Here is an 11,948-nt window from a genome sequence, read left to right on the forward strand (position 1 = left end):
GTGGCGATTTATGCGGACAATCGGCGCTTTTGCCAAACGGAGCCCGGAATGAAAGCCTCCTGGGATATTTTCTGCAGCGTCGTCGACAACTACGGCGATATCGGCGTGACCTGGCGGCTGGCCCGGCAACTGGTGGCCGAGCATCAGTGCGCGGTGCGGCTGTGGGTGGATGACCTGCGGGCCTTCGAGCGTTTGTGTCCACCGATCGATGTCGCCTTGCCTCAGCAATGGCAGGAAGGCGTCGATGTGCGCCACTGGCCGGCCGAGTGGTCGCCGGTGGCGGCTGCGGATGTGGTGATCGCGGCCTTTGCCTGCCAGTTGCCACCGGCTTATATGGAGGCGATGGCCGAGCGTGAACATACCCCTTTGTGGCTGAACCTCGATTACCTCAGCGCCGAGGCCTGGGTGACCGGCTGCCACGGCCTGCCCTCGGTGAAGTTCAAGGGCGTGCAGAAGTACTTCTTTTTCCCTGGCTTTCAGGCCGGTACCGGCGGCTTGCTGCGCGAGGCGGGGTTGTTGGAGCGACGCAGGGCGTTTCAGCAGGATCCGCTGGCTCGGCAACATTTCCTTGAAGGACTGGGCGTATTTGCCGCACCCGACGCCCGCCTGATGTCGCTGTTCGCCTATGAGAACGCGGGCCTGGCCAGTTGGCTGGACGCGCTGGCTGCCGATTCGCGGGCTACCCATCTGCTGGTTCCCGAAGGTCGGATCCTCGGTGACGTACAACACTGGCTGGGTGACGAGGCGCTGGCGGCGGGTGCGGTGCAGGTCCGTGGGGCGTTGACGGTGCAGGTGCTGCCATTCGTCCGACAGGAGGAATACGACCAGCTCCTGTGGGCCTGCGATTTCAACGCGGTACGCGGCGAAGATTCGTTCGTGCGCGCACAGTGGGCCGGTCGGCCGATGCTCTGGCACATTTATCAACAGGACGAAGACATCCACCTGGACAAGCTCGATGCCTTTCTCGAGCTTTATACCCAGGGGCTGTCGCCAGAGGCCAAGGCGGCGCTGATCGACCTGTGGCGGGCCTGGAATGCCGGGGGCGAGATGGCGCAAGGCTGGAAAAAATTGCTGGAACACTGGCCGGAAGTGGCCGCTCACGCTGAAAAGTGGTGTCTGGAACAGGGCTCGCAGCCCGATCTTGCTGCGGCGCTGGTGCAGTTTTACCTAAATTGGATATGATACGCGGCCTAGATTTTTGTAAATCCCATCCAAATTCGGATATTCGCAATGAAAACTGGTAAAGAACTCAAACCCGGTACCGTGATCCGTATCGACAACGATCCTTGGCTGGTTCAGAAAGCTGAATTCACCAAGTCCGGTCGTAACAGCGCGATCATGAAGACCAAACTGAAGAACCTGCTGACCGGTTACAAGACCGAAACCGTTTACGGTGCGGACGACAAACTGGACGACGTGATTCTGGATCGCAAAGAAGCGACCCTGTCGTTCATCAGCGGTGACACTTACACGTTCATGGACACCACCGACTACACCATGTACGAGCTGAACGCCGAAGACATCGAAGCCGTTCTGCCGTTCATCGAAGAAGGCATGACCGACGTTTGCGAAGCCGTGTTCTTCGAAGACCGTCTGGTTTCCGTTGACCTGCCGACCACCATCGTGCGCCAGGTTGACTACACCGAAGGTTCCGCTCGCGGCGACACTTCGGGCAAGGTGATGAAGCCTGCCAAACTGAAGAACGGTACCGAGCTGTCGGTTGCTGACTTCATCGAAATCGGCGACATGATCGAGATCGATACTCGCGAAGGCGGTTCCTACAAAGGCCGCGCCAAGGTTTAAGCTTCTGCTTGAATTCTCGCGTACGAAAAAGCCCGACCATCGAGTCGGGCTTTTTTGTGGCCGAAGATCAGTGACAGCCTTACTTCAGGTGTTGCTTGAGCTCTTCACTGGCCTGCAGCAGCGCCGAGCGCACTGCGGGTACCTGGCTGACCACGTTGAGCAGGCCATAGTCATGGATCATCCCGTTGTAGCGCACCGAGGTCACGGTCACGCCGGCTTCGTCCAGCTTGCGGGCATAGGCTTCGCCTTCGTCGCGCAGCACATCGGCACCGGCTGTCTGGATCAACGCGGGCGGCAGGCCCTTGAGCTGGGCGCTGGTGGCGCGCAGCGGCGAGGCGTAGATCTCGTTACGCTGCCGGGCGTCGGTGGTGTAGTTGTCCCAGAACCACTTCATCATGTTTTTGCTGAGGAAGTGCCCCTCGGCATACTGGTTGTACGACGCCGTCTCGAAATTCGCGTCGGTCACCGGCCACAGCAGTAGCTGGAACCGAATCGCCGGCGTGCCCTTGTCCTTGGCCATCAGGCTGACCACGGCCGCCATGTTGCCGCCGACGCTGTTGCCGGCAACCGCCAGGCGCTTGCCGTCGACGTTGATTTCCTGGCCATGCTCGGCCACCCACTGGGTTGCCGCGTAAGCCTGATTGATCGCCACCGGGTAATGAGCTTCCGGAGACGGCGTGTAATTGACGAACACCGCCGCCGCCCCGGAGCCCACCACCAGGTCCCGCACCAGCCGTTCATGGGTCGGGAAGTCGCCCAGCACCCAGCCGCCGCCGTGGAAAAACATAAACACCGGCAACGTGCCTTTCACCCCGGCCGGCCTGACGATGGTCAGGCTGATGTCTTGGCCGTCGACCTTGATGGTCTTCTGGCTGACATCCGCCTTGGGCAGCGTCAGCTTGACCCCGGCCTGGGCACCGACCAGCACGGCCCGGGCCTCTTTTGGCGTCATCTGTTCCATCGGCTTGCCGCTGCCGGCGTTCAAGGCGTCGAGGAACGCCTGGGTGTTGTGTTCGACCCCGCCTTCGGCGAAGGCCGTGTTGATGGACAGGGCGAGAAGGCTACCGGTCAAGACCTTGCTGAAAGTGTTCATGTTCGTCTCCTGGACGGTGCGGGCGCTGGTGCGCAGTTGGGTTAGACAGTCACGTGCAGACGTACGTCGACGTTGCCGCGGGTGGCGTTGGAGTAAGGGCAGACCTGGTGAGCCGCTTCGACCAGGGATTGCGCATCGCTCTGTTCAAGACCTGGCAGGCTGATGTGCAGGTCGATGTCCAAGCCGAAGCCGCCAGGAATCTGGCCGATGCCGACATGGGCGGTGATCGAGGCGTTGTCCGGGATCTTGCGTTTGCTCTGGCTGGCGACGAATTTCAGGGCGCCGATAAAGCAGGCGGAGTAGCCGGCGGCGAAGAGTTGTTCAGGGTTGGTCGCCTGGCCGCCGGCACCACCGAGTTCTTTGGGGGTGGAGAGTTTGACGTCGAGGATGTTGTCGCTGGAGACGGCGCGACCATCACGGCCACCGGTTGCGGTTGCGACTGCGGTATAGAGAGTTTGCATGGTGTGAGCCTCTTGGGTTTCGAAGTTTTGCGCTAAATGTTTGCGCGCTAAGTAAGTGCGAAATAAATGTATCGCTCAAATATTTAGTGCGCAAGGCAAATTTTTGAAAAAAACTCGAAAATGCTTGCCAGAAGCCCATATCTTTTAGCTAAGCGAATGATTTAAATAATATTTTTATCGAGAAATTTTTTCGTCGATACGCTGGTGGCGGCATCGAAATAGAGAGGATCGCGAGCAAGCGCTGCTGCAGGAGGGGCAGGCGTGCTCGCGAGAGCGCGGTTAAAGGCTGTCTTGCAGATGGCCGCGCAGGTTCAGCAGGTCGGCCTGCAGTTTGCGCAGTTGTTCCAGGGTCAGGCCGCTGGCGCCGAGGATGCATTGGGGAACGCCGCGCGCCCGGTCATACAGGGCCCGGCCTTGCTCGGTCAGCTCGATGATCACCACCCGTTCGTCTTCGCGGCTGCGGGTACGGCTCAGCAATCCCTCGGCCTCCAGGCGCTTGAGCAAGGGCGTCAATGAACCGGGATCGGTCAGCAGGCGGCTGCTGATTTCGCCGACGGTCAGGCCGTCCTGCTCCCAGAGCACCATCATCGCCAGGTACTGGGGATAAGTCAGGCCCAGCTCCTGCAGCAGCGGTTTATAGACTTTGGTCATCAGCAGCGAAGTCGAGTGCAGGGCGAAGCACAACTGGTTATCCAGCAGCAGATCGTCGCATTTTTCCGGGGTGGAGCCTTTGGTGTTCATGGTCGGGCCTTGATCGATACTCGCCCTGAATCTAGCGGGCGAATCTTTAATGCGCCAGATAATTCTCGCCGGCTCTCAGCCCATGGCGCTCTGCAGGGCCAGATCCCAGGGCGGAATCGGGCTGAAGCGAGTCTTCAGGTATTCCAGCAACAGGCGGCTGCGGGCGTTGGTGTGCTGTTCCAGGCGCAAAGCATAGATACCGGCGCTTTCCGGTTTGGGCAGGCCGGTTTCGCAGAACAGCGGCAATAGCTCCCCGCGCAACAGGTATTCGCTGGCCAGCCAGGTCGGCAGGTGGGCGATGCCCAGCCCGGCCAGGGCTCCGGACAACAGGGCCTCGGCATTGTTGGCGCTCAGGCGGATGCGTTGTGGGCGGTGAGTCTGCAACTGCCCGTCCAGTTCGAAGCGCCAGGCGAACAGCGGAGCCAGGCCGTCCCAGTCCAGGCCATCATGCTGGCTCAGCTCGGCGGGATGGACCGGAGTGCCGCGAAGCTTGAGGTAGGCCGGGCTGGCACAGGCGATGCGCACGATGCTCGCCAGCGAGGTCGCCACCATGCGGGTATCGACCCTTTGCCCGGCGCGCAGCACCAGGTCGACCTTGCCCAGGTGCGAGCCCTGCATGTCGACGAAGCTGTCGATCAGGTGCAACTGCACATCCAGCCCCGGATAGAGCATCAGGAAATCGGCGATGGCCGGCGCCAGGTGTCGCCGGCCGAACGCCGCGGGCGCGTCGATGCGGATCAGGCCTTCCGGCGCATGGCTCAAGGACACGGCTTCCGCCCGGGCCAGTTGCAGTTCGGCGACGATGCGCCGGGCGCGTTCGGCGAAGGCCTGGCCAGCCGCCGTCGCCACCACCGCGTGGGTGGTGCGCATGAACAGCTTGCTGCCGACCGCGTTTTCCAGGCTGTCGATACGCCGGGCCACCGCCGAAGGGGTCAAGGGATGCCGGCGCGCGGCGGCGGAAAAACTCCCGGCTTCCAGGACATCGAGAAACAGGCCGAGCTGGTCGGTGAGGGCGTTGGGGTTCATGGCGGGCATTTGCCTGTGCGAAATTGGCAAAGCCATTGTGCGTTGCTGTGCGTTTCCGCACCAGAGCCGACTGCGTAGCATGCAAGGCCTGAGGTGAGGAGAGCGGCGGTGATCGATTTAGCGATGTATGTGGTGTTGGGCGCGGCGCTGGGCACGGTGGGCGGCTTGTTCGGGATCGGCGGCGGCCTTATCGCGATTCCGGTGCTGGGTGTGCTGTTCGGGCTGGACCAGCAGATCGCCCAGGGCACGGCGTTGGTGATGGTGGTTCCTAACGTGATGCTCGCGTTGTGGCGCTATCACCAGCGCAACCGGATCGAGGCGCGGCATGCGCTGCCATTGGCCTTGATGGGTTTCTGTTTTGCCTGGCTCGGTTCGATCTGGGCGGTGGGCATCGATGCCCAGGTCATGCGGATCGGCTTCGTCGCGTTCCTGGTGGCCTTGTCGGCCTACAACCTGCTGCGCATGTTCCTGGCCAATGTCCCGGCTTCGGCGCAGATGCGTTACCCCTGGCCGTGGCTCGGCGTGCTGGGGGCCGCTTCCGGGGCCATGGGCGGGCTGTTTGGGGTCGGTGGCGCGGTGGTTGCCACGCCGGTGCTGACCAGCGTGTTCGGCACCACCCAGGTGGTCGCCCAGGGGTTGTCGCTGGCCCTGGCCTTGCCCAGCACCGGGGTAACGCTGGTGACCTACGGAGTGCATCAGGAAGTGGACTGGATGATCGGTCTGCCGCTGGCGGCGGGTGGTCTGCTGAGCATCAGTTGGGGGGTGAAAATCGCCCACGCGCTGCCCGAGCGAATGCTGCGCGGGCTGTTCTGCGGTTTCCTGGTGGTCTGTGCGGTGATGCTCGCCTTTAAAGTTTGAAGCCTTCGACTATGTGCTCGGCCAGGCATTCGGTGATGGGCGAGGGCGTGTTGAGGTTGCGCACCAGCATGATGCTGGCTTCGGGCAGCTGGGGCAGGTCTTCGCCGGCGCCCAGGATGCGCATGTCCGGGGTGATCAGGCTTTCCAGTTGCGCGGTGATCGCCAGGCCGGCGCTGACCACGGCCATCAGTGCCGACAGGCTGGAGCTGTTATAGGCAATGCGATAGTCGCGCCCGGCGGCGTCCAGCGCATTGCACGCCCACTGCCTGCAAAAGCAATCGCTGTTGAACATCGCCAGGGGCAGCGGCGTCTGTTCATGGGGGCAGAAACCCTGGGCCTCGGCCCAGACGAAACGCTCCTTGCGCAGCAACTGGCCGATTTCGCTGCCCGGCTCGCGTGTGACGATGGACAGGTCCAGGTCCTGGCGCAGCAACAATTGCTTGGACGACTCGCAATGCACTTCGATCTGGATCAAAGGGTAAGCCTGGGCAAAACGCGACAGGATCCCCGGTAGAAAACGCATCACGTAATCGTCCGGCGTACCGATGCGCACGGTGCCGACCATGTGCGGCTCGCGCAGGGTATTGAACACCTCGCTGTGCAGTTTCAGGATGCGCCGCGCGTAACCCAGCAGCACCTGGCCCTCGGCGGTCAGGCGCACCTGCCGGCCCTCACGCTGGAACAACTGGCGTTGCAGCACGTCTTCCTCGAGCCGCTTCATCTGCATGCTCACCGCGGACTGGGTGCGATTGACCTGCTCCCCGGCCTTGGTGAAACCGCCCTGATCGGCGATGGCGACGAAGGTGCGCAGGACCTCGGTATCAATGCTTGGGTAGCTGGACAATTCATCAAACTCCGAGATGTATTGCATAAGAAACATTCGTTGGATTGATCTTAGCCCCGGGTGGAGACTTGAGCCATCCCCACTGGAGGGCAAGACGATGAAAGGTCAAAAAGGTTTTGTACTGGCTCACCGATTTGCATGGCATGGCATTTCCGTGCGGCATCTGCTGCAGAGGATTGTCCGCTGGCATGAGCTGCACCGTGAACGGATCATGCTGGCCGGCATGAGTGACGAAGCGCTGAAGGATATCGGCCTCAGTCGCGCGGATGTGGAACGGGAGACCGTGCGGCCGTTCTGGGACGATCCGATGCACAAGTGAATGTCAAAACGCTACACAAGCCACTTCTCACTGAGGTAGTTTGCGGGCAGACAAGGAGATTGCCATGCCCGCAGAACTGTCCTTTTCCTTCAAGCAAGCTCGGCGTCTGGCGCTGGCCGCCCAAGGTTTTTCCGGGCGGCCGCTGCCTGCGACGATCAGGCCGGCACAGGTCAATCGCCTGATCGCGCGCCTGGGCATCCTGCAGATCGATTCGGTCAACGCCCTGGTGCGCTCGCACTACCTGCCGCTGTTTTCCCGCCTTGGCGACTATCCCGCGCAACTGCTGGACCAGGCCGCCTGGAGCCAGGGCCGGCAACGCACGTTGTTCGAGTACTGGGGGCACGAAGCCTCGTTGCTGCCGCTGTCGCTGTACCCACTGATGCGCTGGCGCATGCAGCGGGCCAGCCAGGGGCAGGGGATCTACCAGCAGTTGGCGCGTTTCGGCCAGGAGCAGCAGGCGACTATCCGCCGGGTGCTGGCCGCGGTCGAGGAACAGGGCGCCCTCGGCGCGGGCAGCCTGTCTACCCGCGAGGAACGCGCCGGCCCCTGGTGGGACTGGAGCGCGGAGAAGCACGCGCTGGAATGGCTGTTCGCCGCCGGTGAGGTGACGGTCGCCGGTCGGCGTGGATTCGAGCGTTTGTACGACTTGCCGGAGCGGGTGATTCCTTCGAGCATCCTGCAACATTCGCAGCTCAGCGAGGCCGACGCCCAGCGCGGTTTGCTGTTGCATGCCGCCAGTGCCTTGGGCGTGGCCACCGAGAAGGATCTGCGTGACTACTTTCGCCTGGAACCGGCAGACAGCCGGGCACGCCTGGCGGAGTTGCTGGAAGGCGGCGAGTTGCTGGCCTGCGAGGTGGAAGGCTGGAAGCAAGCGGCCTATTGCCTGCCGCAGGTGAAGGTGCCGCGTAGCGTGCCGGCCAGTGCCTTGCTTTCTCCCTTCGATTCGCTGATCTGGGAGCGCAGCCGCACCGAGCGCCTGTTCGATTTCCGCTATCGGCTGGAGATCTACACGCCGCAGCACAAGCGGGTGTATGGCTATTACGTGTTGCCGTTTTTGCACCACGAACGGATCGCCGCGCGGGTCGACCTGCGGGCAGAAAGGGCGCAGGGACGCCTGGCGGTGCATGCCGTGCATGAGGAAGAGCAGGGGCTGGACGAGCAGGGCATGCAGGCGCTGGCGAGCAACTTGCGGGATATGGCCAATTGGTTGGGGCTGGCCGACGTCCAGCTCAATTGCCCGAGGGCCAGCGCCCAGCGCTTGCGAGGGTTTCTTTGAAGCGCGTCGATCATCCAGCAGCGTTTCCTGGATGATCGAGCGCTACAGGTTCAACGCTTGACCTGTTTCAAGGTCTCGGCAATCAGGAACGCCAGCTCCAGCGACTGATCGGCGTTCATCCGTGGGTCGCAATGGGTGTGGTAGCGATCCGACAAGGCATCTTCGGTAATCGGCCGCGCGCCACCGATGCACTCGGTGACGTTCTGCCCGGTCATCTCGATGTGGATACCGCCGGCATAACTGCCCTCGGCTTCGTGGACCTGGAAGAACTGCTTCACCTCATTGAGGATCTGCGCGAAATCCCGGGTCTTGTAACCGCTGCTGGCCTTGATGGTGTTGCCATGCATCGGGTCGGAGCTCCACAGCACCTTCTTGCCTTCGCTTTCCACCGCGCGGATCAACTGCGGCAGATGGTCGCCGACCTTGTTCACACCCATGCGCACGATCAGGTTCAGGCGGCCCGGATCGTTGTCCGGGTTGAGGATGTCGATCAGGCGGATCAGCTCCTCGGTGTTCATGCTCGGGCCGACCTTGACCCCGATCGGGTTATTCACCCCACGCAGGAATTCGACGTGGGCGCCGTCGAGCTGGCGGGTACGGTCGCCGATCCACAGCATGTGCGCCGAGCAGTCGTAATAGTCGTTGGTCAGGCTGTCGCGACGGACGAAGGCTTCTTCATAGTTCAGCAGCAGCGCCTCGTGGGCGGTGAAGAAACTGGTCTCGCGCAACTGCGGCGAGCTGTCCATGCCGCAGGCGCGCATGAAGGCCAGGGTTTCGTCGATGCGGTCGGCCAGCTGGCTGTACTTCTCGGCCAGGGCGGAGTTGGCGATGAAGTCCAGGTTCCATTTGTGCACCTGGTGCAGATCGGCAAAACCGCCCTGGGCAAAGGCGCGCAGCAGGTTCAGGGTGGCGGTGGCCTGGTGATAGGACTGCAGCAGGCGGTCCGGGTCCGGCACCCGGCTTTTTGCGTCAAAGCCGATGCCGTTGACGATATCGCCGCGGTAGGCCGGCAGGGTCACGCCATTGATGGTTTCGTCATTGGCCGAACGCGGCTTGGCGAACTGGCCGGCCATGCGCCCGACCTTGACCACCGGGCAGCCGGCGGCGAAGGTCATGACGATCGCCATCTGCAGCAGGACCTTGAAGGTGTCGCGGATCTTCGCCGCGGAGAACTCGGCGAAGCTCTCGGCGCAATCGCCGCCCTGCAGCAGAAAGGCGCGGCCCTGGGTCACCTCGGCAAACTGGCGGCGCAACTCCCGGGCTTCGCCGGCAAACACCAGCGGCGGGTAACTGGCCAGGGTCTGCTCGACCTGCAACAGGTGTGCGGCGTCGGGGTAGGCGGGTTGTTGCTGGATCGGCAGGGCGCGCCAGCTGTCAGGACTCCAGGGTTGGCTCATCACGGACTCGGGTGTTTTTTAAGGTCGGACAGGCATGTTATCAGCAATTAGTGCGTGACCTGTTCCCGCCGGTTCGCGGACAATCGCGCCTTTCCCGCTCGGCGCCGAGCGGCCGGTTTATCGCGACGGCGAGGTTGAGCCCCGTCGCGGCTAGGAGAAGAGATGACTGAGGAGCGCGTCGAGCGCCTGCTCGCCGAAGTGCACGATGAGTTCGGCATGATTCGGGTACTGGAAGTGGCGGATTACCGCTTCCTCGAATTTGGCGATGCCATCGAGCAGAGCTGCGTGTTTACCGCCGACCCGAGCTGGCTGGAGTACGACTACACCCGGGCCATGCTGATCGGCGCGCTGTGCCATGAACAGCCCGAGAGTGCGCTGTTTCTCGGCCTGGGCGCTGGCACCCTGACCCAGGCCTGCCTCAAGTTCTTGCCGCTGGAAGATGTCGAGGCCATCGAGTTGCGCCCCGACGTACCGCGCCTGGCCATCGAGTACCTGGGGCTGGATGACGATCCGCGTCTCTATATCCGGGTCGGCGATGCGCTCGAACTGCTGGACAGCGCCGAGTCGGCGGACCTGATTTTCGTCGACCTGTATACCGACGTCGGACCGGGCGTCGGGCACCTGGCCTGGGGCTTCCTGGAAAACTGCCAGAAGCGCCTCAACCCGGGCGGCTGGCTGGTGATCAACCAGTGGGCCACCGACGATGGCAAGCCACTGGGGGCGGCCTTGCTGCGTGGGCTTTACCACCGGCATTACTGGGAGCTGCCGGTGAAGGAGGGCAACGTGATTCTGATCGTGCCGTCCGACCTGGACCAGGATCTGGACATGGACGGCCTGAGCGCCCGGGCCGAGGCGCTGGCGCCGCGCCTGGGCTATTCGTTGCAGTCGTTGATCAAGTGCATTCGGCCGGCGACCTGAGTCGGTTGGCCGAGCGCATCTGTAGGAGCGAGGCTTGCCCGCGATAAGGCCTCACATTTGGCAACTGCCTGAAGCGTTCAACACCCCTTGAACACCCCCGGCCGCTTCTCGACCATCGCTCGTACACCTTCCTTGGCGTCCTCGCTGTTCAATAGCTTCTTCACCAGCGACGGCAGCCCCTGCGCCGCCGCGCTTTCCCCTTCGAGCCGGGCTTGCCGGGCCGACATCAGGGTCGCCTGAACCCCCAGCGGCGCCTGGCTGGCGATCCGTTCGGCGAGAGCCAGGGCGCGGGGCAGCAGGTCTTCGCTGGCCATGACTTCCTGCACCAGCCCCAGGCGCAGGGCTTCATGGGCGTCGAATTCGTCGCCGGTGAGCAACCAGCGCATGGCGTTGCCCCAGCCGGCGATCTGATGCAGGCGCAGGGTGGCGCCACCGAACGGAAAGATGCCGCGTTGCACTTCCAGCTGGGCGAAGCGGGTATTGCTGGCGCACAGGTTGATGTCCGCCGCCAGCATCAGCTCGATGCCTATGGTCAGGCAGTAGCCCTGCACCGCGACTATCACCGGTTTGCTGACCCGTGGCCCGGCGAAGACGCCCCAGGGATCGCAACCGCCGGCCGGCGCCTGCCAGCCTTTGGCGAGCTTGGCTCCGACATTGGCCAGGTCCAGCCCCGCGGTGAAGTGCTCGCCATGGCCGAACACCACGGCGACTCGGGCTTCGGCACAGGCCTCGAACTCGCCATAGGCCAGGCTGAGTTGATCGAGCAACTGCAGGTCGAAGGCGTTGCGCTTGGCGACCCGGTCCAGGCCGATGAGGAAGAGATGACCACGTTGTTCACGGCTGACGCGACTGCAACTGGGCTGGCTCATGGGGCATTTCCTCGGACGGTAAAGAGTGTCTCGGACCGACGGTATCGGCCGGCAAGATGAACCGTTTAAGCGTCATCCCCCGACAGGCGTGGGCCTGTGCAAAATAGACCTTTGCCGGATTATCCGCAAAGCCTGTGACAACTAGGTATTCAGCGGGTTTTTCCGATAAAAAAAACTCCCTTTTTTGAGTAATTCCGGTATAGTGCGCGCCGGCCTTTAACCGGGCCTCGTTTAGGTGATGCAATTCCCCGAAGTCAGCTTCGGCTGCTTGTCCGCTGCGCGGACTATCCTTGACGTTCATTTCTTTCAATCGTTTTCGCAAATCCCCGCCGACAAAGCTGCC

At 62.6% G+C, this 11,948-nt stretch carries 14 protein-coding genes; 6 read left to right on the forward strand and 8 right to left on the reverse strand.

Going from position 1 to position 11,948, the window contains the following annotated elements; all coding sequences use genetic code 11:
* The first annotated feature begins 48 nt into the window (after window positions 1-48).
* Together earP and NRG23_RS28890 are read left to right on the forward strand one after the other, a co-directional pair.
* Window positions 49-1,182: an elongation factor P maturation arginine rhamnosyltransferase EarP gene (gene earP, locus NRG23_RS28885; RefSeq protein ID WP_081360195.1), complete on the forward strand. Its 1,134-nt coding sequence runs from the start codon at window positions 49-51 to the stop codon at window positions 1,180-1,182.
* A gap of 48 nt (window positions 1,183-1,230) precedes the next feature.
* Entirely contained in the window at window positions 1,231-1,803 is a 573-nt protein-coding gene (locus NRG23_RS28890; protein ID WP_007931398.1) for an elongation factor P, read from the forward strand.
* A 79-nt stretch (window positions 1,804-1,882) separates the two neighbouring features.
* Here the strand turns inward: NRG23_RS28890 and NRG23_RS28895 are convergent, their stop codons facing one another.
* From NRG23_RS28895 to NRG23_RS28910, 4 genes are all read right to left on the reverse strand, one after another.
* Complete coding sequence (locus tag NRG23_RS28895) at window positions 1,883-2,896, reverse strand: alpha/beta hydrolase (protein ID WP_009050126.1); 1,014 nt, start codon at window positions 2,894-2,896, stop codon at window positions 1,883-1,885.
* A gap of 41 nt (window positions 2,897-2,937) precedes the next feature.
* Entirely contained in the window at window positions 2,938-3,357 is a 420-nt protein-coding gene (locus tag NRG23_RS28900) for an organic hydroperoxide resistance protein (RefSeq protein WP_009044954.1), read from the reverse strand.
* Between the two features lie 279 nt (window positions 3,358-3,636).
* Window positions 3,637-4,098, reverse strand: coding sequence for a MarR family winged helix-turn-helix transcriptional regulator (locus tag NRG23_RS28905; protein ID WP_007931403.1), 462 nt, complete (start codon window positions 4,096-4,098; stop codon window positions 3,637-3,639).
* A 75-nt stretch (window positions 4,099-4,173) separates the two neighbouring features.
* Complete coding sequence (locus NRG23_RS28910; protein WP_016704328.1) at window positions 4,174-5,124, reverse strand: LysR family transcriptional regulator; 951 nt, start codon at window positions 5,122-5,124, stop codon at window positions 4,174-4,176.
* 108 nt (window positions 5,125-5,232) lie between these two features.
* Between NRG23_RS28910 and NRG23_RS28915 the strand changes: the two genes are divergently transcribed.
* On the forward strand, window positions 5,233-5,982 hold the full coding sequence (locus NRG23_RS28915) for a sulfite exporter TauE/SafE family protein (RefSeq protein ID WP_009050124.1): 750 nt from the start codon (window positions 5,233-5,235) through the stop codon (window positions 5,980-5,982).
* Here NRG23_RS28915 and NRG23_RS28920 read toward each other — a convergent pair.
* Window positions 5,972-6,826 carry a LysR substrate-binding domain-containing protein gene (locus tag NRG23_RS28920; protein WP_162096438.1) on the reverse strand — a complete coding sequence of 285 codons (855 nt, stop codon included), beginning with the start codon at window positions 6,824-6,826 and terminating at the stop codon, window positions 5,972-5,974. The genes NRG23_RS28915 and NRG23_RS28920 overlap by 11 nt on opposite strands.
* Before the next feature lie 97 nt (window positions 6,827-6,923).
* Between NRG23_RS28920 and NRG23_RS28925 the strand changes: the two genes are divergently transcribed.
* Both NRG23_RS28925 and NRG23_RS28930 read left to right on the forward strand, forming a co-directional pair.
* On the forward strand, window positions 6,924-7,145 hold the full coding sequence (locus NRG23_RS28925; protein WP_009050122.1) for a DUF1127 domain-containing protein: 222 nt from the start codon (window positions 6,924-6,926) through the stop codon (window positions 7,143-7,145).
* A 64-nt stretch (window positions 7,146-7,209) separates the two neighbouring features.
* Window positions 7,210-8,421, forward strand: a complete 1,212-nt coding sequence (locus NRG23_RS28930) for a winged helix-turn-helix domain-containing protein (RefSeq protein WP_124355301.1) — start codon at window positions 7,210-7,212, stop codon at window positions 8,419-8,421.
* A 50-nt stretch (window positions 8,422-8,471) separates the two neighbouring features.
* On the opposite strand, the gene NRG23_RS28935 is transcribed toward NRG23_RS28930, so the two are convergent.
* Complete coding sequence (locus NRG23_RS28935) at window positions 8,472-9,818, reverse strand: class II 3-deoxy-7-phosphoheptulonate synthase (RefSeq protein ID WP_009050120.1); 1,347 nt, start codon at window positions 9,816-9,818, stop codon at window positions 8,472-8,474.
* A 162-nt stretch (window positions 9,819-9,980) separates the two neighbouring features.
* Between NRG23_RS28935 and NRG23_RS28940 the strand changes: the two genes are divergently transcribed.
* Complete coding sequence (locus NRG23_RS28940) at window positions 9,981-10,736, forward strand: spermidine synthase (protein WP_009050119.1); 756 nt, start codon at window positions 9,981-9,983, stop codon at window positions 10,734-10,736.
* Between the two features lie 77 nt (window positions 10,737-10,813).
* Here NRG23_RS28940 and NRG23_RS28945 read toward each other — a convergent pair whose 3' ends face one another.
* Both NRG23_RS28945 and NRG23_RS28950 read right to left on the reverse strand, forming a co-directional pair.
* Window positions 10,814-11,605: a crotonase/enoyl-CoA hydratase family protein gene (locus NRG23_RS28945; RefSeq protein ID WP_257373107.1), complete on the reverse strand. Its 792-nt coding sequence runs from the start codon at window positions 11,603-11,605 to the stop codon at window positions 10,814-10,816.
* Window positions 11,571-11,906 carry a hypothetical protein gene (locus tag NRG23_RS28950; protein WP_164485202.1) on the reverse strand — a complete coding sequence of 112 codons (336 nt, stop codon included), beginning with the start codon at window positions 11,904-11,906 and terminating at the stop codon, window positions 11,571-11,573. Before NRG23_RS28950 ends, NRG23_RS28945 begins: the two co-directional genes overlap by 35 nt.
* Window positions 11,907-11,948 lie beyond the last annotated feature (42 nt).

The sequence above is a fragment of the Pseudomonas sp. T8 genome, assembly GCF_024610635.1.
Lineage (GTDB): Bacteria > Pseudomonadota > Gammaproteobacteria > Pseudomonadales > Pseudomonadaceae > Aquipseudomonas > Aquipseudomonas chlororaphis_I.